General features: G+C 38.0%; 21 protein-coding genes and 1 pseudogene. 15 read left to right on the top strand and 7 right to left on the bottom strand.

What is annotated here, in order from left to right; all coding sequences use genetic code 11:
- Positions 1-26 precede the first annotated feature (26 nt).
- Positions 27-2,609 (top strand): hypothetical protein, encoded by a 2,583-nt coding sequence (locus HFU86_RS10395; protein ID WP_187129204.1) that lies wholly within the window; start codon positions 27-29, stop codon positions 2,607-2,609.
- A gap of 59 nt (positions 2,610-2,668) precedes the next feature.
- Here HFU86_RS10395 and HFU86_RS10390 read toward each other — a convergent pair whose 3' ends face one another.
- Entirely contained in the window at positions 2,669-4,531 is a 1,863-nt protein-coding gene (locus HFU86_RS10390) for an acyltransferase family protein (RefSeq protein ID WP_187129203.1), read from the bottom strand.
- Positions 4,532-4,793: 262 nt separating this feature from the next.
- On the opposite strand from HFU86_RS10390, the gene HFU86_RS10385 reads away from it, so the two are divergent.
- From HFU86_RS10385 to HFU86_RS10370, 4 genes are read left to right on the top strand one after another with little or no spacing between them, the layout of a single operon-like run.
- The gene (locus tag HFU86_RS10385) at positions 4,794-5,174 is read left to right on the top strand and encodes a putative holin (RefSeq protein WP_036953346.1); all 381 of its coding nucleotides are present in this window, start codon (positions 4,794-4,796) and stop codon (positions 5,172-5,174) included.
- Positions 5,161-5,439, top strand: coding sequence for a phage holin family protein (locus HFU86_RS10380; protein WP_006658813.1), 279 nt, complete (start codon positions 5,161-5,163; stop codon positions 5,437-5,439). The genes HFU86_RS10385 and HFU86_RS10380 overlap by 14 nt, the downstream gene beginning before the upstream one ends.
- Before the next feature lie 5 nt (positions 5,440-5,444).
- Entirely contained in the window at positions 5,445-5,786 is a 342-nt protein-coding gene (locus HFU86_RS10375; RefSeq protein WP_036960053.1) for a M15 family metallopeptidase, read from the top strand.
- Positions 5,786-6,280, top strand: a complete 495-nt coding sequence (locus tag HFU86_RS10370) for a hypothetical protein (RefSeq protein ID WP_187129202.1) — start codon at positions 5,786-5,788, stop codon at positions 6,278-6,280. The genes HFU86_RS10375 and HFU86_RS10370 overlap by 1 nt, the downstream gene beginning before the upstream one ends.
- 401 nt (positions 6,281-6,681) lie before the next feature.
- On the opposite strand, the gene HFU86_RS10365 is transcribed toward HFU86_RS10370, so the two are convergent.
- A complete protein-coding gene (locus tag HFU86_RS10365) occupies positions 6,682-7,014 on the bottom strand; it encodes a hypothetical protein (protein ID WP_187129201.1) in 333 nt (110 codons plus the stop codon).
- Positions 7,015-7,622: 608 nt separating this feature from the next.
- Between HFU86_RS10365 and alr the strand changes: the two genes are divergently transcribed.
- The 3 genes and pseudogenes from alr (at position 7,623) to HFU86_RS10350 (ending at position 10,428) form a co-directional block, all read left to right on the top strand.
- Positions 7,623-8,846: an alanine racemase gene (gene alr / locus HFU86_RS10360; RefSeq protein WP_187129842.1), complete on the top strand. Its 1,224-nt coding sequence runs from the start codon at positions 7,623-7,625 to the stop codon at positions 8,844-8,846.
- A gap of 212 nt (positions 8,847-9,058) precedes the next feature.
- Positions 9,059-9,478: pseudogene (locus HFU86_RS10355) on the top strand (PHP domain-containing protein); the annotation flags it as partial.
- Positions 9,479-9,900: 422 nt separating this feature from the next.
- Positions 9,901-10,428, top strand: coding sequence for a hypothetical protein (locus tag HFU86_RS10350; protein WP_187129200.1), 528 nt, complete (start codon positions 9,901-9,903; stop codon positions 10,426-10,428).
- 123 nt (positions 10,429-10,551) lie between these two features.
- Here HFU86_RS10350 and HFU86_RS10345 read toward each other — a convergent pair whose 3' ends face one another.
- Positions 10,552-11,454, bottom strand: coding sequence for an AbiTii domain-containing protein (locus tag HFU86_RS10345; RefSeq protein ID WP_187129199.1), 903 nt, complete (start codon positions 11,452-11,454; stop codon positions 10,552-10,554).
- Positions 11,455-11,735: 281 nt separating this feature from the next.
- On the opposite strand from HFU86_RS10345, the gene HFU86_RS10340 reads away from it, so the two are divergent.
- A complete protein-coding gene (locus tag HFU86_RS10340; protein ID WP_187129198.1) occupies positions 11,736-12,032 on the top strand; it encodes a hypothetical protein in 297 nt (98 codons plus the stop codon).
- 306 nt (positions 12,033-12,338) lie between these two features.
- On the opposite strand, the gene HFU86_RS10335 is transcribed toward HFU86_RS10340, so the two are convergent.
- Complete coding sequence (locus tag HFU86_RS10335) at positions 12,339-13,301, bottom strand: hypothetical protein (protein ID WP_187129197.1); 963 nt, start codon at positions 13,299-13,301, stop codon at positions 12,339-12,341.
- 113 nt (positions 13,302-13,414) lie between these two features.
- Positions 13,415-13,594, bottom strand: coding sequence for a hypothetical protein (locus HFU86_RS10330; RefSeq protein WP_187129196.1), 180 nt, complete (start codon positions 13,592-13,594; stop codon positions 13,415-13,417).
- A gap of 1,294 nt (positions 13,595-14,888) precedes the next feature.
- Here HFU86_RS10330 and HFU86_RS10325 point away from each other — a divergent pair.
- Both HFU86_RS10325 and HFU86_RS10320 read left to right on the top strand, forming a co-directional pair.
- Entirely contained in the window at positions 14,889-15,542 is a 654-nt protein-coding gene (locus HFU86_RS10325) for a hypothetical protein (RefSeq protein ID WP_187129195.1), read from the top strand.
- 136 nt (positions 15,543-15,678) lie between these two features.
- On the top strand, positions 15,679-16,479 hold the full coding sequence (locus HFU86_RS10320) for a Rha family transcriptional regulator (protein WP_187129194.1): 801 nt from the start codon (positions 15,679-15,681) through the stop codon (positions 16,477-16,479).
- 34 nt (positions 16,480-16,513) lie between these two features.
- Here HFU86_RS10320 and HFU86_RS10315 read toward each other — a convergent pair whose 3' ends face one another.
- Positions 16,514-16,678 (bottom strand): hypothetical protein, encoded by a 165-nt coding sequence (locus tag HFU86_RS10315; protein ID WP_187129193.1) that lies wholly within the window; start codon positions 16,676-16,678, stop codon positions 16,514-16,516.
- A 172-nt stretch (positions 16,679-16,850) separates the two neighbouring features.
- Positions 16,851-17,069, bottom strand: a complete 219-nt coding sequence (locus tag HFU86_RS10310) for a hypothetical protein (protein WP_222717610.1) — start codon at positions 17,067-17,069, stop codon at positions 16,851-16,853.
- 162 nt (positions 17,070-17,231) lie between these two features.
- On the opposite strand from HFU86_RS10310, the gene HFU86_RS10305 reads away from it, so the two are divergent.
- The 4 genes from HFU86_RS10305 (at position 17,232) to HFU86_RS10290 (ending at position 23,226) form a co-directional block, all read left to right on the top strand.
- Positions 17,232-19,142 (top strand): terminase gpA endonuclease subunit, encoded by a 1,911-nt coding sequence (locus tag HFU86_RS10305; protein WP_187129192.1) that lies wholly within the window; start codon positions 17,232-17,234, stop codon positions 19,140-19,142.
- Between the two features lie 78 nt (positions 19,143-19,220).
- Positions 19,221-19,715, top strand: coding sequence for a hypothetical protein (locus HFU86_RS10300; RefSeq protein WP_187129191.1), 495 nt, complete (start codon positions 19,221-19,223; stop codon positions 19,713-19,715).
- Positions 19,716-19,725: 10 nt separating this feature from the next.
- Positions 19,726-21,228 carry a phage portal protein gene (locus tag HFU86_RS10295; protein WP_187129190.1) on the top strand — a complete coding sequence of 501 codons (1,503 nt, stop codon included), beginning with the start codon at positions 19,726-19,728 and terminating at the stop codon, positions 21,226-21,228.
- Positions 21,229-21,270: 42 nt separating this feature from the next.
- Positions 21,271-23,226: a phage major capsid protein gene (locus HFU86_RS10290; protein WP_187129189.1), complete on the top strand. Its 1,956-nt coding sequence runs from the start codon at positions 21,271-21,273 to the stop codon at positions 23,224-23,226.
- Positions 23,227-23,322: the final 96 nt, after the last annotated feature.

Genomic DNA, 23,322 nt, shown 5'->3' with positions numbered 1-23,322 from the left:
CTAACGCAACCAAGTGGAGAATAGCCATGACTGTTTCAACTGAAATCAGCAGCAATGAATATACAGGAAACGGTGTAACAACCGACTTTGATTATAAGTTCAGGATTTTTAAGGCAAGTGATTTGAGTGTCACTACATCAGACGCAGATGGTGATAACGTTGTCACGCTACGTTTAGGTACAGATTATACAGTAACAGGCGCTAACAAGTCGGCTGGTGGAAAGGTAATTCTACCTAGACCACTGGCAGACAAGCACAAAATTAGCATTGCCCGTGACATACCTATCACGCAAGAAACCTCATTCCGTAATCAAGGTAAGTTTCTTGCTGAAACGCACGAGGATGCATTTGATTACCTGACAATGATTATCCAACGCATATGGGGAGGCCTTGGATCGCTATTCCTAAAGCGACCAAATATTTTAGCTAACTGGTTCGACGCTAAAGGCTATCGCATTGCTAACCTTGGCAAGCCAAAGCGTGACAGTGATGCAGTTGATTTGTGGACGTTGAAAGATGAGATTGAAGGTATTAACAGCACGATATTAAAACGCCAAAAGCGTTTATTGCGTGTTGATGATATGGATATTGTGGCGTTACCAAAAGCTAGTGATCGTGCTGGTAATGTGCTTACGTTTGATAAAGATGGTAAGCCCATTGTTGTTGCTCCTACCACTGGTAGTGCCGTGGATGTGTTAAATAAACTCGCTGGTTCTGATGGTGCCAATTTTATTGGATTTAATAATAGTACGGTTTATAAGTTTTTATCTTCTATGTCTAATAATGTCATTTACAGTATAGAATACGGGTTAGATGCTTCCATAACCGCCGATAATACTGAAAAACTGCGTGCATTATTTGATGACATCAATGACGGTGCAACGGTTGATTTTTGTGGGGAAGCCTATCGTGTTTACGCCAATGTCGACGGTGTTCAAGCGTCTTCAGCAAACCCAGCAACAACAGACGCATTGGACTATTCAAACATCGTTGCACTGATTAATAAGAAAAATATCACTCTGAGAAACGGCACTATCTACGCAGCTAATCAAGAGGTTTCTCAAACTAAAAAATATTACCCGTCAACCATAAGTTTTATTAATTGTGTTGACCTTCATTTTGATAATTTCACTGCGGAAGGACGAGGTGAGAACTATGGATCTGCGGATTCTGCGCTTGCACAAACCAAGGATAGGCGCTTAGTGCACAGTGCAACTAATGGGGGGCATGCCGCTTATTTCGGACGCTGTCACGGGATAACTGGGAATATAACAACGCTATTATGCGGGTCAACTTCCCCTTGTTACATCTCATCATGCACAGGCGTTGCATTGGACACGGTTAAATCAAATTCGGCCTCCTACGGCTATGCCGCTTTTAATGCAGATAACTGGGTGGGATTGAAAGAAGACTTGGGTGTTGATTATTTCGATGTGTTGGTCGGATACTTGGAAGCGGTTGCGTTCCCCATTTACCGTCGTGAAGATGGTGCTAATGTAGGTCTTTCTGACGTGTGCGGTAAAGGTGGGGGGTTAGCTGAAGGTGATGGTGTTGTGATTCATATTACCTCATCCAAAATCCGTGATATGTATGATAGCACGGTGAATGGCGCTGGGCTTGGGTATGCGTTTGGTGCTGGCTCAGGTTCTAAATTGTACAGTGCATCATCACATATCCGTAAATGTGCTTACATATCAAGATTGTCTTGGGGCGAGAATCTACATGCTGAATGTATTGTTGAGAATACTGATGCTGTGGTTGGGTTAACAGGTGTTCAGATTTTAAAAATGTCTTTCGGTACGGGTTATGCCAAACTATCCGGCCGTGTGAAAGTTGATAAAAGTCTGGTTAAGCAAAATAGCAATATTGCCCATTATAATATTTCGTCGCTTGTCGCAAACAGAAAAATAACATCAACAGTTACTGTAGATCTAAATGTTGATATAGACCCTTTGTCAACTATCGACTGTCTTATATATAACGATAGTTATGCATGTTATGGTGGGGTTAGATTCATTGGTGGGACATATTATACTGACGGTTATTTAATGAAGTCACAGGGATGGGGTGGAAGTTCTAGGGGATCAGGGCTGGGTCTGCAAGCAGTTGGTGGGTGTTGTTTTATTGATAGGTCAATATCAGCTACAGATTCATATATTAAATACACAAATAAAGATGAAAATGGTGTATTCACTTATATTTATCATGATATGTCTAGAGCAATATTCAAGAGTGTAAAATCTAGGCAACTAGCAAATTATATTATTGAGCAACCATTGATACTAATTGAAAATTTGGTTATTAACAACCCTCAGAGTTTATTTTATAATAATTATTCTAGATCAATTGTTCTTAGGATGTGCAGGGCTTTGGTTATGGAGATAACAGGTCTATCAGGAGAAAATACAATTATAAAAGCTAATGTTAATGATAACTCAATGATAAGGGCTGGTGCCATAGGTTATACTTCAAATAATAACTTTACTGTCATTGAAGACTCTATCGCTGAAAGAGGTGATTACGCAGGAGCGATATTCAATATTAAATTAAGTGGGGATGTTCGTGGTAAATTGAAAGTAAATGACACGGTAAACTTTATATTGTCATAAATTTAATTAATGTGTTTTTTATAAAGCCGAGTCAATAAACACTCGGCTTTATCATTTTTTTAATTAAATAGCTCTGGGTGTGATTCCTTTAACTTTGATCCAAAGTTTATTGATCCATTTAATGTGAAGTGACCAGCATCAAAATAGTTAAATGATTTGTCTCTTGCACTTATTAATTCGCATTTTAATTTCTTACCGCATTGAATGTCCAATGCTGATATATAAAAGATATCATTATTGATATAATCTTCATTTTTCATCAAACTCTCTAAATCTGAATTTGTTTTTATTTTATTTGCGGAATAATATCTTGATGAAAAATCATTAATCATTGATGCTGTAGTTGATTTATTTTTCATGGCTCTTGATACCACATCCAGCGCGTTTATTGTATATGTCATCTTTGGGCCAACTATATATATTTTTGCATTAGTCTTTGAGCGATAGTTATTTATTGATTTTTTAAAGCCAGATATATCCTCAATAGCCCAGTCATCATGTAAAAATACCACATCTGCATCTTTCAATGAATTATTTTTTATTGCATTGTCGTAAGCCTTATTGCACTGTTCTTTATATTCACCACGATTTGGTGTATACCCAAAATTAGAACAGTATGATGTTGTTCTAATGTATGTTATATCACCTTTCATTCCATTATTTGTTAAAGCATATGTTAAATCTATTCCGTGAGAATTACCAATGATTACTATTTTTTTATCACCGGTCTTTGGTACAGGGTTTTCTTTATCTCCGTCAACCCAGTATCTTGCTCGCTCATTGGATATTTCTTTTGAGGTAAGCAGCGCATACGGAAACCTAGATGGAAAACCGCCATTTTTGTTCGCATAAACAGATAGCGATAACGGAATTGAAATTATTAAAATAATAATTGTAATTTCTTTATACCAGGTTTTTGCTGTAGATCTTATAAATTTTCGTGTTGGATTTTCTATCATATAAAATGATATTGTTCCAATAAAAAAAGATAATGCTATACCAAGAACAACGTATGAATAACCATTTAAACCAAAGTATCCTAGCGCGACAACTATTGGCCAATGACATAGATAAACTGAATATGAAATTTTACCTATAAACTGAGATATATAATTTCTAAAAATAAATGAATCATGCGATGAGCTAATTAACAAAGCTGCGGATAAGACGGGTATTGCCGCCAAATAACCAGGCCATAAATCAAATTTGTTTAGAGTAAATATGCAAATTAACATCACGATCATAGAAGTATAGTGAAGCGATATCTTCCACTTATTTTTATAATCAATAGGAGTTAGATAAACTATCCCACCAAGTAGCATTTCCCATGCTCTAGATGGTAAAAGGTAGAATGCTTCAGATCTTAATCCATTGATTGTTAGGTATACAGACCATAAAAAGCTTACTATAAATAGTGCTATTATTACTGGTTTTGCTAAACAGCGGTTTATCTTAAATATTAAAGATAGAAGCAATGGGAATATTATATAAAATTGCCACTCTACTGATAATGACCATGTATGTAGTAACCATTTTTGTGTTGCATCGATGTCGAAATAATTAACTTCTTTAAAATAAATTACATTAGAGAAAAATAATAAGCTAGAGTATATATGCTTGCCCAATGTTTCAAAATCAGTTGGTGTGAGAAAAAACCAACAAAACACGAACACAGTTAAGCATGTAAATGATAATGCAGGTATTATCCTTCTTGCACGGTCTAGATAGAATCCGAGCAGTGAAAATTCATTAGAGTTTAATCTCGAAAAGATTATTCCGGTCATTAAATACCCAGATATCACAAAAAATATATCAACACCTGCAAATCCACCTGAAAATAGTGGAATATTGAAATGATATAAAACAACAGATATGACAGCTAGCGCTCTTAGTCCATTAATATCTTTTCTAAATTTAAGCATTTATGAAATCTTACCATTAAATTTTAAATATATTATTTCTAGTAATGTATGTATTTCAGTGAATTGCTGTATATACATACAATACAAGCGTGCGATTTTATATAATTATACCACTCAATTTCTAATATATATAAATAGTTAACGTAATTGTCTTCATAAGACTATTGTTGTTACAACCTTTTGATTATCAAAAAAACCATACAGGTGTGTTTGTTTATCTTTTCGTGTAATATGTGGTTATTTCTCAACCATGGTGCTACACATGCATGAAAACACTACAGCGGTTACAGGATTAAGCCTTGCATCATTTGTTAGTTACTTTTCAGGATTGCCACCAGAGGTTGTTATGGGGGCTATTCTTGGTGCTATTTACTTCACTACAGCTGCAACAGAATTTCCCTTAGCAATCCGTTCAATATTTGCCATGCTCAGCTTTGCTGCAGGTCTTCTACTGTTCAGTCCATTCGCTACTATCTTTGTTTCCATGACAGGGTTAATTGGCGTTAAGCCTGATGCTTATAACGTTGATAGCCTTGATGCTATGGGGGCGTTCGTTGCTTCTCTTCTCTCTGTAAAACTCAGTATTAAATTGTATAAGAAAGCTGATATTCCGAAAGGAGGTAACAGCCATGACATACGATAAATCACTACTTATTATCAATGCGCTAATCTGCTTAATCATGTTCTTTAGAGGTCTTTATTTCGTCCGAGGAGATAAAGGCTATAGCCGATTAGGTGGCTGGCTAGCATGGGTATTTTTAGGCTACTCAATTTCGGTACCGGTATTTTCCTATCTAGATCCAACCTATCAGGTTGGTATTCAAAACCTTATTCCAAACTCTTTCCTTTGTGCTGCGTTATTTGCTAAGCGTGGCAATGTTATGCAATTACTTAAAAAAGTGGGGTGATCCTAATGTCTATGGTGGATAAACAAAATAGATTTACTGGAATGGTGGCTAAGTTGATTATTTTTGCTCAGGATAAAGGCTATCAATTGACGTTTGGAGAGGCATTTAGAACGGAAACTCAGGCAAAACTAAATGCAGCTAATGGATCTGGCATTTCAAACAGCTTGCATACTCAGCGCCTAGCAATTGATTTCAACCTATTTAAAGATGGTAAATATTTAACTGCCACCAGCGATTACAAAGAGCTTGGCGAATATTGGGAGTCGTTAGGTGGAAGCTGGGGAGGCCGATTTAAAACCCGCCCTGACGGTAATCACTTTAGCTTGGAACATAACGGAGTTCGCTAATGAAAAGAATAGCCATTGCATTAATTGCGCTGGCTATCTCATTTGCCGCTGGTTTTATGACTAGCGGCATTTTTTCTGATAACCAGCAAATGACAAAACAGATTGCAGGGAAACAGGAAGATGAGAAAGACCTAGCGTTTAACCTCGACCAGCGCAAGCAGGCTGATGAAGAACAACAAAATAGGGTGGTGATATACAATGAACAAAAAGAACGTGCTACGATGCGCACAGACGCTCTGCTTGAGCGTGTTCTTAATCACTTTGATGGGATGCAGTACGAAGCCAGTGCCACGGAAACAAAAACTGATAGTGCCGATAACTCCGATACCTGCCGAACTGAGAGAGCAAAGGCCAGTGAACTTTCTAGACAATTACGAAGCACACTTGAAGTCTATGGGCGTGAGTCTAATCGTGCCGATGAAAACACAAGGGTCCTTAATTTATGTATTACCGACCTAGCAGCAAAAGAAAAATTACTCGAATCGTATCGATAGATTATTGTACAAATATTGTTCACTTTTTACTTTGACGGTATCGGTGACGGTATCATAACCCACTAGGTTAATTCTGTTTTATATAAATCAATTGGTTATGGGTCATGTAAACAATTGAGTGGGAATAATAGAGTTATTGTTGATAACAATGTTTAGTTGTCGATAAATTCAAAGGCATCAGTTAGTTACTGGTGCCTTTTTGTTTTTTCATTAATTGAATTACCATTCTAGCTCTTCACCTTTGTTGCTAATGTATTGCATTGAGATTAGTTGCTGCTTTTTACCTTGTCATTTCCTTAATTTTTCCAACGTAGACTCATTGAACTCCATTCTTATTCATAGCGTCCTTAATTAGGGACACAGCCAGTATAAAGATGATTTAAAGTCCATATTAGTGAACTTTAAATATGATTTGTTTTCTTCCTCGGAACAATAGCCCCTAACGAATAGCATAGGCCAGTTAGCCCTGCAAGGCTTAACGGCAAAATCATGACGCTATCATTTTTGAGTGGGTTATCTAGGTTAAACATAATCACGATTAAAAATAAATTACTCGCAAAGGTGGCGGCGGTATAGATAACTGCCACCTTTTGAGGTAAACGAATTAACGAAAAATCTTCGGCAAACTTATCAAAATGCTCCCAAATAAGGTGAATAACTAAGTAAGCAAGAATAAGCGTAAAGTAAAATATGCTGAGTGCTTGTGTTGTTTGTGGATGGAAAAACTCAATCATATTTTATCGAGATATAGATGAAAATAGCGCTGAGTATAGCCGCTAGAATATAAATATTAGTGGTTGTTAAGATCAGTGATGGAACGATAAGCGATATAGCACCATTGAGTGCTAGGGCTGAGCCAACTCCTCCTGTAAGAGGATTCATTATCTTTTGAATTATCCAATTCATAGTTTCCCTTATTAGTTAAAATAACGTGCGTTAAAAACGAGGTAACGGAACAGCCAACAAGGCTAAAATACAAGCCCCCAAACACAAACGCACCCAGAATAATATTATCTAAAAAGAAAAACATACCCCGAACAAGGTAATTTAAAGCAGAAAAAATGATTATGAGAGCAGCCTCGTAAAAAACATTATTGAGGTAGTTTAGAGGTACTTGTATTGCGGTAAACAAGATGAGAGAAAAGGAATTTTAGGGTGAACGTTCTGCTTTAAATTCACTTAAAGTGATTTTTTATTCAAATTTCAGCAATTGTTGCTTGTTCAATTAATTCATATTGTTATTATCAGTAGCCTATATACATCGAAAGTATATGTTCACTCCCCGTAATCATAATAATAAAGGTGAGGGGAAACTCACTGTTCCATGGCTAAGGATAATAACGTGGCATTTCGTCTGAAATATCTTGCTCTTCTTCCTCTGCTGGTGGCGACTGCATGTCAGCAACCTGCGAAAACCAACATCATAGAAACTCCATCTGCACAAATTCAACCTGTGCTAGTTAACAATGCGTGGATAGAAATTTCTCACAGTGCATTGGATTACAATATCAAGAAAGTACAAGCATTATTGGGTGATAAAGCGGGAATGTGTGCTGTTTTAAAAGGGGATGCATATGGGCATGACCTGACGTTAGTTACCCCAGTAATGATTGAAAATAATGTTCAGTGCATTGGGCTAACTAGCAATACAGAATTGAAGCAAGTTCGTGATTTAGGTTTCAAAGGACGTTTAATGCGTGTGCGTAACGCCACGGAAAAAGAGATGGCTCAAGCTACTGAATTTAATGTAGAAGAGTTGATTGGTAACTTGGAAATGGCGCAGCGCTTAAATGCGGTAGCGGCGAAACAGGGTAAAGTTATTCCGATTCATCTTGCATTGAACTCGGCAGGAATGTCACGAAATGGCTTGGAAGTCAGTAATGCTGAAGGATTGCAACAAGCTAAGCTAATCTCGCAGTTACCTAATTTAAAAATCGTCGGGATTATGTCTCACTATCCTGAAGAGGATGAAGCACAAATCCGAAAAGATCTGGCTAAATTCAAAAAAGAGTCTCAAGAAGTTCTGAATGTGACAGGATTGAAACGCGAAGATGTTACTCTGCATGTTGCGAATACTTATGCAACATTGACCGTGCCAGAATCGTGGTTGGATATGGTGCGTGTTGGTGGTATTTTTTATGGTGATACGGTTGCCACTAAAGACTACAAACGCGTGATGACGTTTAAATCGAATATTGCGGCGGTGAATCACTATCCGAAAGGAAATACCGTCGGTTATGACAGAACTTATACGCTGAAGCGTGATTCTGTATTAGCAAATATTCCTGTCGGTTATGCGGATGGCTACCGTCGGGTATTCAGTAATGCTGGGCATGTTTTAATCAACGGGCAACGCGCACCTGTTCTTGGAAAAACATCCATGAATACTGTGATGGTCGATGTTACTGATATTAAAAATGTACAACCAGGAGATGAGGTTGTCTTTTTTGGTAAACAAGGAAAAGGGGAAATAACCGCTGAAGAGGTTGAAGATATTAGCGGCGCGCTGTTTACTGAAATGTCCATATTATGGGGTGCAACCAATAAGCGTATTTTGGTTAACTAAACCATATTTAGTGAATAAAAGCCCGCACGAATGAAGCGGGCTTTTTTATTGGCTAAATAGGAGTCAGATAAACTGCAATTTACAATAGAGATCCGATTAGTGCGGTTTAACAGAATTGTTATCGAATCCTTGGTGGCGATATGTTAGCTTGGGATAACCTTTTCAATCTGAATAATGTCAGAAGGCAAATAGAAGAATTAGAAGGATATTTTATGTATCAAGTTGATTTACATGCGCACACCATTGCCAGCACCCATGCATTTAGCACTGTTAATGAATACTTTGCGGAAGCTGCCGCTCGAGGAATGAAACTATTTGCCATTACCGATCATGGCCCTGAAATGCAAGATGCCCCACATGAATGGCATTTTGGCAATATGCCAATATTGCCGCGCATTGTTAATGGTGTTGGTTTGTTATATGGAATTGAAGCAAACATTAAAAATAAGCAGGGTGAGACAGACTGCAATGAAAAGATTGCTCGTCATCTAGATATTATTCTAGCAGGATTCCATGAGCCAGTTTTAGAACCACAAAGTCTAGAAGACAATACAGAAGCGATGATTGCTACTATTCGTAGCGGAAAAGTGCAAATTATTACTCACCCTGGCAACCCTAAGAGTCAATACCCATCAATATCCAAATGGCACAAATAGCTAAAACGGTTATCAGTCGCCCATAAAAAAGCCCCGCACTAGGCGAGGCAAAGAAAGGAATAACGAGGATAATTAATTATTGTTTAGACATTCAGCGATATCGTCGGCAATATCATCATTGATTAATGAATATTGTAATTAGTTGATTTTATCCTTAAGGTACTGTGGAAATTTTTAGAACAGGGCGGTGTTTCGAAGCCCGCATTCTTTTAATCACGCGTGAATTTTTTAAAACGGGTTAGTTCACCGCCAGACCGCCACCCTAAAACGCTCTACAATCGATTATCAGCCATTGGTACGACTGATTCCACTGCTTATAAATATCCCTCCCAAAACGCTTTATATTTGCGAAATTTTTATAAATACCATTACGCATATTTTTTTAATTTGGGGGATATATGACCGAAGAAATAACACTCACAGAATTATCGAAAATGTATGGCTATTCATATCAAGCGGTGAAGAAATGGCAAGAGCGAGGAATGCCCTTTAACTATAACACGCGCAGAGCACCGAAACAAAAAGCCATTACATGGGTCCTAGAGAATATTCTAAACCCTTTAAGAGAAGTCGACGTTCAGCAACAAATCCAACAAGAGAAGCTGAAAAAGGTGAGGGCAGAAGTAGCTGGAATCGAAATGAAGAATAGAATTGAAATGGGTGGTCTGATTCCAGTGTCTTATGCCGAAACTGCATTATCTGGATTTTGCGCTTCTGTAAAGCAAACAATGCTTCAAATTGCCACTATCGATAGTCTCGAAATATTAGAGGCAGCAACCGACCAAAAAGCGATTAAAGAAAAACTCTTTGAGATTATCGAAAAACGTTTAAACGAAATAGGCGATATTATGCTTTCAAGTAAATTCGAAGAATATGATGAATATTCAGAAGATGAAGAGGGGAAAACAGAAAAGAAAGTAATATGAATTAGAGGAAGAGATTGACCTCTTATAAATAAGAAAGTTAATACTTGAAGTGAAGGACGCTATGGGATCATAAAAATCTAAAATTAAGTAAGGTTAACCATAGCGACCTAGGTCATTAGCGAGCTAGACGGGAATATTAAAAAAATCACAAAGTGCATTAGTAAGAATGACAGGTGCAGCCGCTCCTGTAATATTAAGCGCACCACTAAAAGCTTTTCCTGTAATTTTACCGATCCATTCTCCGAATCCTTTCTCTACTTCTACTTTTGACGATATTGTGGGCGATTTCATCAAAAGTTGCTTGAGTTCATCAATATCATCATCGTTAATACCATGTTTTTTGAGATCTTCAGCTAAAGAGGACATGTCCCCAGTAGTTATATTATTTTTTTGATAAATGTCGCCGGTATTGCCAGCACCTATAGCTCCTGCATTATTTACCGCGGCATTAAAAATATTGGTATTATTTACTGTCATTGGCGCTGCATCTTTTTCATTTTGTGTGAAGAGTAAACCTTCTCCTAAAATTCCTTTAGATTCAAGCTCTAAAGACCAATTGATTATTTTATTTCTGACGGTGGTCACGATTTGTTTGAGTTTATTAACACTAAAAAACCAGCTCATTTCTGATGGTGCTTGTTGACCTCCAAATAAGATTTCAATTAAGTGTGGAGGTATAGGTAATCTCAACATTCCATCTTCTTGATACTGACCTTGCATAGATGAAATTGATTCTGTTATGGAGTATTCTTGTATAGTTTGAATGAATTCTGCGGACGCATTAGCAAATTTCAAGTTTTGCCAGCCGTGATAGGGGTCGTGATAACGGATTATTCCTTGACCAGCTCGATATTCGGGAACATCAATACCATCAGTGTATCCATCGATTTCGTATTCCATCCATTTGCTAAGTTCCTTCAAACCTAGTTTAACCGCTATCATTTTAGCTGTTAAAAGTACCTCAACAATATCGCTATTACGATTTTTTGCTAAAGCTTGAAGCTCAAGTACTGGAGAATTAACCATTTTGTTCCTTTTTGTAACAACTTTATTTGCTCACCAAGAATACTAGCTGTAAGTGGCATTTTCACAGTGGTTTATTCAATTATACTCATAATTACGCAAAAAATTCTTGGGTTTTTGTTGTAATTATTTCACATACAGCATAGTACCAAGTTTTTTCAAATCTGATAGTCAATACCAATCTTGTGTATATAAATACTAGTGAATTAGAGAGCTTAATAATTAGCTCTTACGGGGGAGAACATCCTCCGCTTCATTTTTAATTTTTAAATGAGGAAATACCTATGGAACTAACATCTATTTTTATCGGTTATATTCTTTTCATTGCTTTAGCGTCTTTAGTTAGTACGTTATTCCTGATGAAAAAAGATAATGAAACGAAATTTAGTCAGTGCTTTATTGGTGCGGTTACATTCTTTTTAATTATTTGTGTATTAGCCGAATTAGTTAGTTTCGTTGTGTGTCTACTTGGCTTAGTTTTATTTGATTGCTTGCCATTTATCGGTAACTCTATAGTTGCGGTATTTATCATCGCATTAATGACTTGTTTATATGACTGTCTAAAATCTAAATCTAAATAATAGTATGGAGTTTGTCAGGGAGTCTTTCTTAGAGGATTCCCGAACAAACGCCATGTTTGATTCAACTTTTTCATAGTCAATGGGAGTGAGATTTAAATAATAAAAATAACTTGCTCTTAGAAATTGTCCTCTCCCGCCCGCAACTGGGCGGTATTTTTTCAAACTGGTTAGGCTTTCGTTATCGTTATCATTATTAAGTTCTCCTTGTTTATATAATCTGTGTTGTTTAACCTTAAAACCAATTGGGACTCTCTTAATCGGGAGTCCCTTTTTTATTTTCGGCATTCATGATTATCACACCTTAAATTAAGCTGCTTTTAATACTAACCATGAGTCCATATCATTAGAATGGATCTTGAAGATATCTTGCATTGTGATTGGTGCTAATGTGTATTTGTGGCAAACGTGTTTATTCCATACTTCAACTGATGGGTTATCAAGTAAGATTTCTTTGATGTATTGTGGAATAGCATTTACTGGTTTCACTTCTTCTTTTTCTTCTTCAAATGAAACAAGCTTGAGGTTTGCTTTAGCTAATTCTAATTTTTCAACTTTTGACATTTCTTTGACAGAAACGATTTCTTCTTTAACTACTTCAACTTTAGCATTAGCTTTTAACGCTTTGTTCTCTTCAACTAAACGAGCATTTTCAGCTTTCAACGCTTCGATTTCTGCTTTCAGTGCATCGATTTCACTTACTGCTTCAACTTCTTTAACTTCTTCTACGAACTCAATTACCGGAGCAACTTCTTTAACTTCTTTTTTGCAGAAGAAAGAAGCAGTGATTTGAGTCGCTTCATTGTGGAAGCTACCGCCATTTTTAGTGGGAACTTGACCAGAGATAGCTTTCACAGAGCATTCGGTTTCAGTAGTGCGGAAGCGTTTAGCAACATCAGCAATCGCAACACCATATTCATTGCGTTTGCTTTTATGGTGCATCACAGCACGTAAACCAGAAAAACTTTTAATTACACAGAGATAGTAAACTTCTGATTCTTTAACTGCGCGAATGTAGCAATAAACAGATTCGCCAGAAACAAGTGTAGGTTTAACGTGACGCTTTTCGAAACGGCTAGTGATCTGCCATTCAGAACCATCTTTAATAGAAGCGTTTTTGCGTAAGTCTGTCATAGTCTCACCAACGGTGATATCAAAAGACTTATCGTGTTTGTTTGCTTTACCTTCCATTACAGATACGTTTAATTTGCCGTTAGCTTTTTCGACGTTAACTTTTTCGAAAATGTTGAAAGTGATGCGTTTAGTTTTCATATAAATACTCCTGTAAGTTATCTTCATATTCTGTTATGTCATAAAGCCTCCTTGTTGCCGCAAGGGGGCTTTTTTATTTTTAAAGTCATAATAAAATTCTCATTCATCGGTTATTACCAAACTCGCGCTGTTAATTCGACTTTGATGTCATACCGTTTTAAAAGTTTTCTAAAGTCGGAAGGGTCAATTCCTTCTTCCTTTAAAACATTCAATTTATCGCCTTGCATGGCTTCAAAATATTTTTTCGCGATTGGTAGTAAAACTTCTCTAGTAAAGCGAACTGGTTTAGCCATTTTAATCCTCCTTTTTAAGGTTTAAGAATTAATAAAAAAGAGCGAATCGCTCTAATATCCATATTTATAAAATTCTGTGATTTGTGGTTTCAGGTGGGAATTACAAGAATTTTATCTGGTTATTATTCAATCACATGGACCCCTGCACCCCTATTTGAAAAATTAAAAATCGAATTTTTTAGAATTTTATACTGTTTGAGTTTTTCTCTTTTATCGAGTCCCAACTCAAATTACACTAGTATTTATGGTTTCGATTTTTGAAAGTGAAATTATTTTAATAATAATTCTTGCTTTTCGTTAAGGTGTGTGGTATTTGGGTTTTGCTCTTATTATAAAGCAATAACCGCGCCAACTTTTTTGCCTTTAAAAAATGATAACATTTTCAATGGGTTAAGAGGGAAGTGGCTGGTTTTTACCACCCAAAAATGTTGGTGAATTTTACCAATTGTTGGCATGAACCACTAAATGTTGGTTGTATTTACCATTTATGCGATTGGCAGGAAATCCCAAGATTCAACCTACACTACAAACCTACACTATACCCGAAAAACCTACACAATACCCTAAAAACCTACACTACGGATGGGGTCAAACCTACACTAGACCTACACTATGATTCACTGAGACCTACACTAACCCTACACTGCGTTCATGTAAGGCAATGATTTACAAATGAATTCCCCTTCACAGAATATAGAATATGAAAACTCGACTAACGTCTCGTTTTAGTTCGTTTTCTTCTCACTTCGTTCAAAGAAAAACTCACAAAAGAATACGGCGAAGCCGCGCGCGAAGCGCTCATCTCCGCCTTCTAAGACCCGCGAGAGAAAGCGGTTGTTGTGCTCACTTCGTTCGCAGTCTTCGACGATCACTTTAAAGGAATTTGTCTCGAAAGGGATTTACTAACTGGTTTCTAGTAATTATCAAAGTCCTTTCAAGATCATGATTAAATCCTCCACAGAATCAATTCTAAGACGTTTTCTAATAATAAATTACAAATCTATTACCTTTAATTAAAAGTATCTTAGAATCCTTTCTAGAAAGGTGGTGATTAAAATAGCATCAAACGTGGATTTTTTCCTATATATATAATAATAGTAATTTTATTATTTTTGCTCATTTAATGTTCAATCACTTTAAAGGTAATTGTTAGCGCTACGCGCATTCGCTTCGCGAATATTCACTTTCTAGATCATGAGTAATCACCTTTGTCAAGCGATATTTTACTTTTAATAAATATTTTCATAAAATACTTGACATTCTTGATTGTTATTGATTTAAGGGGGTTGCTAATATGACTGAAAATGCTTTTCCTGTTTTTGCTAGTGAATTGAGTGACAAAATTGTTTCAAAGAAAGGGCGTCGTTTATGTCCTTCCACAATCGAGAAAAGAATCTTAGACCGTATCGCTTCTGAAAACTTAACCCTGAAATACTTGGGTTTCATCGAACCATATAAAGGGATGATGACTAAAATCGCTTTTGAGTGTCTTGAATGCGGTGAGATTTGGAGTAAATCGACTGCTAATAACTTCCTTGCGGTTAAAACTAAATGCCCTTGCCATCGTAAAAAGGCTTGTGCTGATGGAATGAGACGTAGAGGTGAGGAGAATGCTAAGAAACGTCTTCCTAAAGTTCCTACGTTCTACATCATGAAGTTCCGCGAACCTATCAACGGTCAGGAAGTTGGTAAAATCGGCTATTCCAAAGACCCAGCTAGTCGCAGAATTAAATTGAACTACATTAATAAGCGTAAATTGGACATCGTTCATACTTTCCGATTTGAACAAGGTTATGGCGCGAATAGCCTAGAGAACTACATTAAAAGAGAAATGAAGACTGGCGTTGTGAGTTCAGATGATGTTCCAGAGGGTTTTAGTGAGACTTTCATCTATAACCATGAAAACGTTAGTCGTATTAAAAGTCTAATTAACATGTATCAATGCTAAGAATTTTAAGCCTCGCCTAGTGCGGGGGTTTTATAAGACCAAAAATGATAAATTTTTATCACTATAAATAATAGTGTCAGTAATGACTGATGACGGGAGTATCAAATATTGATTAAATTTTAAGAGGATTAAAACTATGAATACTACTGCTTTACAAACTCAAACTACTTCAAACTTAACTTTAGCTGTCGATAACACTAAACCTTTAACAATGTCTTCACGCGAAATCGCTGAATACACTGGAAAAGAACACAAGAATGTTCGCCGAGATATTAGAAACATGCTTATAGCCTTACAATTAGATGCGCTCAGTCTTGAACACATCTATAAAGACCAGTACGGACGCGAACAAGCCGAGTATCACTTAGACGAAGAATTAACTTTGACACTGGTTACTGGCTATGATGTTAAAATGCGCATGACCATCGTTAAGGAGTGGAAACGATTAAAAGAAGAAAGAGCGATCCAAATGCACAATCCTTTCTATGGTTACAAAGAAAAAGATTGGATTCAATTTGCTCTTAATAAAGTAGAAGAAAACAAACAATTAATTGATTTGCATGTTCGTAAAAGTGTTGATTGTCATTCAATGACACGCTTACTAGGCGAGAAGAAAGGATCGTTTAAAGTAAGAAAAGCATTAATGGCTTTATGTGATGCTGGTTACATCATTAAACGTTTAGACGAGCAAGGCAAGTCATGTGGTTATGACTTATGCGAATCTGGTTACATGTTCTGTCGTATGACTCACACAGGACAACTCGAATTTACTGTCGACATTATTCCTTTACTGGTGGAATTAGGCGTATTAGAACAAGAAGAAAAAGAGTCTTTACGTTTACCATCACCGTGCAATTTAAAAGCCATTGTTAATACATCTACTAACAAAATTCGTCAAAACACCGAATCATTATCTTTAATCGGTTATGACATCTAATTTTTAAGCCTCGCCTAGTGCGGGGCTTTTTTGTTTACTCTTCAAATCTAGTGAATTGGTTAGGGATGCCTACAGCACCCATATTTAACACATCAAGATCTACATGCATGTCTTCCAAATCAGGCAAGCATTTCAATTCAACAAGACTATTATCATCAGAGTTTAATTGAACTGTATCAATTTTATTAAACTTTTCCATATTCTTATACCCTCTATTTGCTAAATGAGGTTATAAGATACCATGAATTTATAAAACTTCAACAAATAACTTTTTATAATATCATTCATATATAATCTGTCAATCGATATTTTAAAGAATTAATTTTTTCAAAACAAAAAAAAGGCTAACCCAAAAAGGATTAGCCTAATAATTACATGCTGGTAGCTTTAATCAAATCTCCACCATTTACTCTCACATAAAACTGAATATCTAACTTTTCAATCGCTTTATAGAATTGAGCAATTGAAATCCCATGTTCATTCAATACTCGGATCTTGTTCTCTTTACCTTTCGGAGCAGAATAATAAGCCTCTGTAATACTCGCTAATTGTTCAGTAGTGAAACGAGATGGGCGACCGCGTTTTGTCATAATCAATCCTCCAATAAAGTTAATAACACTATTATTTAGTGGTCTTATTATTTGAAAAATTTCTCAAAACACTAAGTCATATCATTTGGTGGCTTTACTAAAAGTCATCAAAAACAACCCCTTGTAATAAATACATCTATGGATTTGTTATGAGGATGAAACATGAAAATAACTAACAAAATCAAATTAAGACAAATTTTTAAGAAGTGTTCCGATGCAATTCGACCGCCAAAAAGAATGAAGCCATCGGAATGGGTTGAAAACAACATCGTAGCAACTGACGGCGTGAAAGCTGGTTCGTTAATTAAATTGCATCAGTTTCAAAAGGGGATGATGGACGCAGTAGTCGAGGACAAGAGAAAGATTGTGATGATGTGCTCAGCGCAATTAGGGAAAACTATGATTCTCAACGGGATCATTTTCCATCGAATCGCTACAAACCCGACTAATCTTGGCGTGCTACAATCGAACGTCAGAGAGCTAAACCAATGGATCGCTGGTAAGGTAAAACCAGTTCTAGAAGCTACTCCAGCTCTGAAGGAAATGATTTGCGATAAGAACGACCGCAATGCTGTCTTCAATACATCTCAAATTCAAATGAAGAATGGATCATTCCTTTACTTCATGTCATTAAACAGTCCATCTCATCTACGCGGTAAAACTGTTCCTATGCTGCTTCTCGATGAGGTTGACGCAGCCGATGAATCAGACGAGGGTAGTCCCATACAACTAGCCGAGCAACGTGCTACAACGTTCGGTGATGAGGCTAGGATTGTCATTGCTTCAACGCCTACCACTAAAGATGGTGCGATCAGCCAACAATGGGAACTAAGTGATAAACGTCGCTTTTTCGTACCTTGTCAACATTGTGGTCATAGGCATGTGATGCGATGGGAAAGCGTTCACTTTGAGTGGCATCAAATTAACGGTAAATCTTTACCAAATCCAGATACAGCCGTTTATAAGTGTCCAGAATGCAAAACCCCATGGACTGAGGGCGATCGCTTACGTGCGGTTGCTCAGGGCGAATGGGTGGCTACTGAACCAAGATCTGATGTTATTGGGTTCCATGCTAACCGTTTAATGTCTCCATTCAGTTCGATTCGTGCGTGTGTTTCTGACTTTGCTGATAGTTACGCTAACCACTCACTAGCTACCTTTTTCAATACTGTCCTAGGCGAGACCTACGACGATTTGAACGAAGATCGCCAATCTGATGAGCTAGAAGTCTTAAAAGAGAATATCAGCCTAGAAAACATTCCTGATGATGTCGTGGCTTTGGTTGCTGGTGTCGACCAACAAAAAGACCGCTTGGAATGCACTGTAATGGGAATGTCTCGTAAGGGCTTATATGTCCTGTCACATCGTATCTTCTATGATGTGGACTGTGAACGATATAACTCCCCAGCCTATGACAAACTCCTCAATTTCTTGAGGGCTAAATTTTATAATGTCTCTGGTGAGCGTGTTCCTATGATGGCTGCTTTCGTGGACTCATCAAACGGTCGTGCAACCAATATCATTTACCGCTTCTGTACTCGCTGGCAAAACCTACACGCAATCAAGGGATCTAGTAATGTCAATGCTCCGATCTTGCCACCAAAAGAAACAAAAACAGGTGGTTATGTTCTGAAAATGTTGGGAGTAAACAATCTTAAAGGAATGGTTAGAGAGTTAATCAACCGCAACTTAAAGGATGGTGAACCTCATACTCTTCTAAGAATTTCTCACGATGTACCAGATGACTATCTGGAACAACTGCTTTCAGAACAATTAAAACGGCAAGGGAATACCACTAGATGGGTGAAAGTCGGATCGACCCGTAACGAAGCCTTAGACTGTCTAGCTTATAGTCTTGGTGCTTCTCGTTGGGTTCTAACCAAAATGTCATGGGATAAACTTTTTGCTCTCAAAGCTCAGTTAAATCGTGCTGGTGGAGAGGAACAAAAAGAAGCCGTGAAAGCCACTGAATCACATCAGGAGACGATAAAACCTGAAAGGGCATCCAAACCCATTACCCAAAGACAACAACGCCCAGTAAGGCGAAATGGAAGCTGGTTAAGCTCATTCTGATCAATAGCCGTCCTTAGGGGCGGCTTTTCTTTTCATATCCCTAAATAGAGTTATTAGTCAATTAAATAAGGGGTAATTATGAGCAAAACGCTAAAACCCATAGTCATTCGAGTTGGGGAGAAATTGCCCCTAGCGAATGCAGAGGGAGATTCTATTCAAATAGGTAATTCAAAAACCACAATCTATCAAGTGGTCGATGCACCAGCCAATCATGAAGTTAAAACAATGGACTTTAAAGAGGGTAAATATTCCATCGTTATTAGTCGTGATGACGAACTGGTTTCAGTCCAAGAAATTACGGTTCTTTCAGTATTCGTTAAGCAAACCAAAAAAGAATTCTTGCGCAATACCATTGCTCTTATCGACGAGGTTATTACAGCTCGATTGGAGAATGACGAAGCCGCACTGTCACAAATGACTATAAAGGGCAATACATTCGCTTATGAATCCCTTTCAGTCTTATCAGCCCTGAAAGAGTCCTATAGCAAAGAACTTGCGCAGCTAATCAAACAAGAGCGTCGGAAACAAGGCATCAGCCCAATCAAAACTATAAAACTCCGACTGACACGCTAAGAGGTGAGAAATGTTTAATTTTCTAAAAAGAAATAAAACTGCTGCTCTCCCTAAAGTAAGAAAACGCCAACCAAAAGTTTTCATTGATAATAAAGTTGAGCAGTATACAAGATCGTTACAATCTAAAGGAATGGGGCTAATCGGTGATCGCCTAGACGATTCATTATCTAAAGACCTCATCCACGGTTCAATCAACCGCGCTATCAAATCAAGTGCTAGCCGACTTTATGATCAAGGTCGAACACTAGCTTTAAACAGTTCAATCGGTGCTCGTTATTGCCAACATGTCACTGATAGTGTTGTCGGAACTGGACTAGACCCAAAACCAATGATTACCGACAAAAACGGTAAACTCGATGAAAAATTAAACAAAACTATCGAGGGTGTTTTCTGGGCTTGGGCTGGTAGTCAAAAACGCTTCTCTCGCAACGGTCGCTTTAATTTCCGTGAACTGTTAGCGATTTGTGAACGTGAACGGATTATGGGCGGTGAGTGTTTCGTCGTCCTCCATGAGGATAAAAATGAAATCAATGTCTCTGTCCTTTCTGCTGATAAATGCGATTGGTCACTTAACCAAAAAGCAACCGATGAGACGACTATCGTTAATGGTATCGAGTATGACAACGAGACATTACGTCCTGTTGCGTACTACTTCCGAAAATATGACCTATTAACACAATCGTTTACTGGAAAAAATTACCGCGTTGAAGCTAGCAAGGTCTTGCATTATTTCAATCCTACTACCGCAGAGCAAATGCGTGGGATTACTGATTTCTTACCAGTAATAAAAGATATAGCTCATCAAGAGGCGTTTCGTGAAACTGTGATAATTCATAAAAGAATTGCTGCCTCATCAATGGCTTTCATTGAAAAACCAAAAGAAACAGGTGACGGGTTTGATATGGGTGACGATGATTTCAATTATCAGCCACCAGCAATCGTTCATGATTTTGAACCCGGAACGATCCAAGAGTTAGAAGCTGGGTCAACTATCAAGAGCATTCAAAGCAATCAATCAGGTGACGATTTCGACAAGTTTAATGATGCGATGCTCACTAGCATTTCTATGGGTCTAGGCTGCTTCAAACAGGGACTCAGTGGAGATACTAGTCAAATCAATTATAGCGCTGCGAGATTTGGTTCATTGATGGAGGGAAACCGCTTCAAAGGGCTACAAAATCGATTAATTGAGGTCGTGATAATGCCTCTCTATGAAGCATTCTTACGCCATGCCGTGATTCATTCAAAAATCAATATCCGCATGACTCAAATCGATAATATCGTTCTGAATACTACGGTAATTCGTCCAAAAGTCGAGAGCGTAGACCCATTGAAAGATATTAATGCTCAAGTGACCTTAATCAATAACGGTCTGAAATCTCGTTCTGCGGTAATTCTGGAACGTGGTGATGATCCGGAACAAGTCTTCAGCGAAATTTCCGCTGAAAAAACGAATATAAATATTCCTGTAACGAGTGATGAGAGCGAAAACTCTCAACCTCAACCGGAATAACCAAACGGGGGCTAAACGCCCCCTAAGATTTTAAGGTGGATTATGAAGCAATTACGCCGTGATATCAGTGTGAACGCTCCACAGTTCATCGAATCGGAACAAGAAACAGTTTTCGAACTGGCTTTCTCAAGCGAACAACCTTACGAACGCGAGTATTACACCGAAGACGGAATGGTGACGCTAAAAGAAGTTCTGGTTCATGATGAAAATTCAGTGGATCTGTCACTTCTCAATGACAAAGCAGCCGTCCTTTTCAACCACGATTTTGACAATCACATCGGGTGTGTGATCCGTGATTCTGCTCGTATTGATGCGGATCGTGTCGGTCGCTGCCTAATCCAGTTCTCAAAAATTGGACATTTGGCTAATGAAGTCTCTGGCAAAGTCCGTGAAGGGACAATGGAAAAAGTCAGTGTTGGTTATAACGTCCTTGAATATAAAGCTGATTTTGACGCTGGAATTATGTACGTCACCCGCTGGCAACCCTACGAAGTCTCAATCTGTAGCTGTCCATGTGACTCTTCTGTCGGTGTAGGTCGCTCACTAAATAAAGGTGTAATCGATTTAACCGAGGGGCAAACAGTGAACGAAGAAGACAAAAAAGAACAAGAAATTCCGGAAGAGCAAGAGCAACAAACTGAGGAAATCGAAAATCCTCAAGAAACTCCGGAGGAAGTTCCGCAAGAACAAGAAACTGGTTCTAACGAGGAACTAAATAAAGAACAAGAGGGTGAAGAAAGACAGATCCCAGAACCGATGGAAGAAGAAAACATCGAGGAAGAGGAAAAACCTTTCGAACGCCCTCAAGAAGACATCGAAGAGATGCGAGCTATTGGTGAACATCTAAATATTTCCAAAGAAGAAATTCAAGAAGCCATTGAAGACAAGACTTTGACAGTCGAATCCTTCAAACAGCGCGCACTAAATACTAATACCGAATCAAAAACTCATCGTAAAGGAAAGAATACTATGACCGACACTATGCAAAACTTAGAAACTAAATTCAACCTGTCTGCTGCTCTGCGTTCACTAGCTGAGGATAAACCATTAGTTGGTGCGGAAGCTGAATATAGCCAAGAAATGGCACGTAAAGCAGCTCAGCGTGGTCGCGCACAACGCACTAACTCTGTTTTCGTTCCAACTGGTGCAATGCGTTCTAACCCAGTTAAAACTTCTACTATCCAGCCTCTGGTTGGTACTGAAATTCGCAACGATAGCTTTATCGATCTGATGCTCGAAAAATCTGTTTTAGGTGAATTAGGCGTTAAAACTCTGACTGGTTTAACTGCTCCAATTTCTTTACCTAGAATGACTAAAAACGCTGCCGATGCGTTCGGCTTTGTTAATGAGAATGGCGAAGGTGCTTTAGCTGATGTTGCTTTCAACGGCGTTCCAATGAGCATGAAAACTTTCACTGGTGCGGTTGCGATTTCTCGTCAATCAATGTTGTCTATGCCAGATATCGGTGCTTTAGTTGCTGAACATTTACTGAAAGCTAGCCGCATCAAGTTAGAAAAACTGATTCTGGGTGATCAAGAAAATCCTAATGCAAGCAATGGCTTAGTTAAACAACTGGTTGATGCTGGTAAAGTTGTTAAGTGTGGTCTGACTCATAAAGACTTCTTGACTGAAATCGCTAAGTTAACTGATGCTGGTGTTGACGAAGCTGCTATCAAACTGGCGATGCGTGGTGCTTTAGCTGCTGATTTAGCAAGCACTCTGCGTGATCAGGCTGTAGCTGGTTACATCATGGAAAACGGTAAAATTGCTAACCGTCCAGTTCATACTTCTGGTGTTCTGGCTGAAGGTTCAATTATCCTTGGTGATTTCTCTTCTGCATTAACAATCGGTGAGTGGTCTGGCTTAGAAATCGACGTTGATACTACTTCTCTGCGTAGCAAAGGTGGTGTAGCGGTTCGTGTTTGGGCTGATCTTGATTGGGCTGTAAGCAACCCAGATGCAATTCGTGTGATTCAAAAAAATAGCTTGCCGGCGTGAACTAACGAAGAGTTGCCGGAAGAAGAACCGCTTCCGGTAGCTACGGAGAAATCCACAAAACGACGCAAGTCGAAATAGTTTTTAAGCCACTCCATA

The organism is Providencia sp. JUb39, assembly GCF_012272845.1.
GTDB lineage: Bacteria > Pseudomonadota > Gammaproteobacteria > Enterobacterales > Enterobacteriaceae > Providencia > Providencia lanzhouensis.
Note: the sequence above shows the minus strand (reverse complement) of the source record. Positions and strands in the feature narration are given on the sequence as shown.

What these genes read in the sequence shown, in the direction of transcription:
- HFU86_RS10395 (WP_187129204.1), top strand. Translation starts at nt 27, where the DNA reads ATGACTGTTTCAACTGAAATCAGCAGCAATGAATATACAGGAAACGGT.
- HFU86_RS10390 (WP_187129203.1), bottom strand. Translation starts at nt 4,531, where the DNA reads ATGCTTAAATTTAGAAAAGATATTAATGGACTAAGAGCGCTAGCTGTC.
- HFU86_RS10385 (WP_036953346.1), top strand. Translation starts at nt 4,794, where the DNA reads ATGCATGAAAACACTACAGCGGTTACAGGATTAAGCCTTGCATCATTT.
- HFU86_RS10380 (WP_006658813.1), top strand. Translation starts at nt 5,161, where the DNA reads ATGACATACGATAAATCACTACTTATTATCAATGCGCTAATCTGCTTA.
- HFU86_RS10375 (WP_036960053.1), top strand. Translation starts at nt 5,445, where the DNA reads ATGTCTATGGTGGATAAACAAAATAGATTTACTGGAATGGTGGCTAAG.
- HFU86_RS10370 (WP_187129202.1), top strand. Translation starts at nt 5,786, where the DNA reads ATGAAAAGAATAGCCATTGCATTAATTGCGCTGGCTATCTCATTTGCC.
- HFU86_RS10365 (WP_187129201.1), bottom strand. Translation starts at nt 7,014, where the DNA reads ATGATTGAGTTTTTCCATCCACAAACAACACAAGCACTCAGCATATTT.
- HFU86_RS10350 (WP_187129200.1), top strand. Translation starts at nt 9,901, where the DNA reads ATGACCGAAGAAATAACACTCACAGAATTATCGAAAATGTATGGCTAT.
- HFU86_RS10345 (WP_187129199.1), bottom strand. Translation starts at nt 11,454, where the DNA reads ATGGTTAATTCTCCAGTACTTGAGCTTCAAGCTTTAGCAAAAAATCGT.
- HFU86_RS10340 (WP_187129198.1), top strand. Translation starts at nt 11,736, where the DNA reads ATGGAACTAACATCTATTTTTATCGGTTATATTCTTTTCATTGCTTTA.
- HFU86_RS10335 (WP_187129197.1), bottom strand. Translation starts at nt 13,301, where the DNA reads ATGAAAACTAAACGCATCACTTTCAACATTTTCGAAAAAGTTAACGTC.
- HFU86_RS10330 (WP_187129196.1), bottom strand. Translation starts at nt 13,594, where the DNA reads ATGGCTAAACCAGTTCGCTTTACTAGAGAAGTTTTACTACCAATCGCG.
- HFU86_RS10325 (WP_187129195.1), top strand. Translation starts at nt 14,889, where the DNA reads ATGACTGAAAATGCTTTTCCTGTTTTTGCTAGTGAATTGAGTGACAAA.
- HFU86_RS10320 (WP_187129194.1), top strand. Translation starts at nt 15,679, where the DNA reads ATGAATACTACTGCTTTACAAACTCAAACTACTTCAAACTTAACTTTA.
- HFU86_RS10315 (WP_187129193.1), bottom strand. Translation starts at nt 16,678, where the DNA reads ATGGAAAAGTTTAATAAAATTGATACAGTTCAATTAAACTCTGATGAT.
- HFU86_RS10310 (WP_222717610.1), bottom strand. Translation starts at nt 17,069, where the DNA reads ATGACAAAACGCGGTCGCCCATCTCGTTTCACTACTGAACAATTAGCG.
- HFU86_RS10305 (WP_187129192.1), top strand. Translation starts at nt 17,232, where the DNA reads ATGAAAATAACTAACAAAATCAAATTAAGACAAATTTTTAAGAAGTGT.
- HFU86_RS10300 (WP_187129191.1), top strand. Translation starts at nt 19,221, where the DNA reads ATGAGCAAAACGCTAAAACCCATAGTCATTCGAGTTGGGGAGAAATTG.
- HFU86_RS10295 (WP_187129190.1), top strand. Translation starts at nt 19,726, where the DNA reads ATGTTTAATTTTCTAAAAAGAAATAAAACTGCTGCTCTCCCTAAAGTA.
- HFU86_RS10290 (WP_187129189.1), top strand. Translation starts at nt 21,271, where the DNA reads ATGAAGCAATTACGCCGTGATATCAGTGTGAACGCTCCACAGTTCATC.